1 rRNA gene is annotated in these 1,226 nt (G+C 53.8%); it reads left to right on the forward strand.

Features of this window, described 5'->3' with window-relative positions:
- A 23S ribosomal RNA gene (locus LL964_RS20035) occupies positions 1 to 1,181 on the forward strand; the annotation flags it as partial.
- Positions 1,182 to 1,226: the final 45 nt, after the last annotated feature.

Below are 1,226 nucleotides of genomic sequence, written 5' to 3' on the forward strand. Positions count from 1 at the left end.
GCTCGTGCGAGCTATAGCTGAAGAGGGTCGCAGAAACCAGGCCGCTGCGACTGTTTATCAAAAACACAGCACTCTGCAAACACGAAAGTGGACGTATAGGGTGTGACGCCTGCCCGGTGCTGGAAGGTTAATTGATGGGGTCAGCCGCAAGGCGAAGCTCTTGATCGAAGCCCCAGTAAACGGCGGCCGTAACTATAACGGTCCTAAGGTAGCGAAATTCCTTGTCGGGTAAGTTCCGACCTGCACGAATGGCGTAACGACAGCGGCGCTGTCTCCACCCGAGACTCAGTGAAATTGAAATCGCTGTGAAGATGCAGCGTTCCCGTGGCAAGACGGAAAGACCCCGTGAACCTTTACTATAGCTTTACACTGAACGTTGAGTTCGTCTGTGTAGGATAGGTGGGAGGCTATGAAACTGTGGCGCTAGCTGCAGTGGAGCCATCCTTGAAATACCACCCTGTCGTGCTTGACGTTCTAACCTAGGTCCGTTATCCGGATCAGGGACCGTGTATGGTGGGTAGTTTGACTGGGGCGGTCTCCTCCTAAAGAGTAACGGAGGAGCACGAAGGTACGCTCAGCGCGGTCGGACATCGCGCACTGTGTGCAAAGGCATAAGCGTGCTTGACTGCAAGATCGACGGATCAAGCAGGTACGAAAGTAGGTCTTAGTGATCCGGTGGTTCTGTATGGAAGGGCCATCGCTCAACGGATAAAAGGTACTCCGGGGATAACAGGCTGATACCGCCCAAGAGTTCATATCGACGGCGGTGTTTGGCACCTCGATGTCGGCTCATCACATCCTGGGGCTGTAGTCGGTCCCAAGGGTATGGCTGTTCGCCATTTAAAGTGGTACGCGAGCTGGGTTCAGAACGTCGTGAGACAGTTCGGTCCCTATCTGCCATGGGCGTTGGAAGTTTGAGAGGGGCTGCTCCTAGTACGAGAGGACCGGAGTGGACGAACCTCTGGTGTTCCGGTTGTCACGCCAGTGGCATTGCCGGGTAGCTATGTTCGGAAGCGATAACCGCTGAAAGCATCTAAGCGGGAAGCGCGCCTCAAGATGAGACTTCCCGGGGCACAAGCCCCCTAAAGGAACCATGTAGACTACGTGGTTGATAGGTCAGGTGTGTAAGTACAGCAATGTATTGAGCTAACTGATACTAATGATCCGTGCGGCTTGACCATATAACCTCAAGTTGCCTTGGTCCCAACGAACGTTGGTAGATCATC

This window comes from Xanthomonas melonis (assembly GCF_020783655.1).
Lineage (GTDB): Bacteria > Pseudomonadota > Gammaproteobacteria > Xanthomonadales > Xanthomonadaceae > Xanthomonas > Xanthomonas melonis.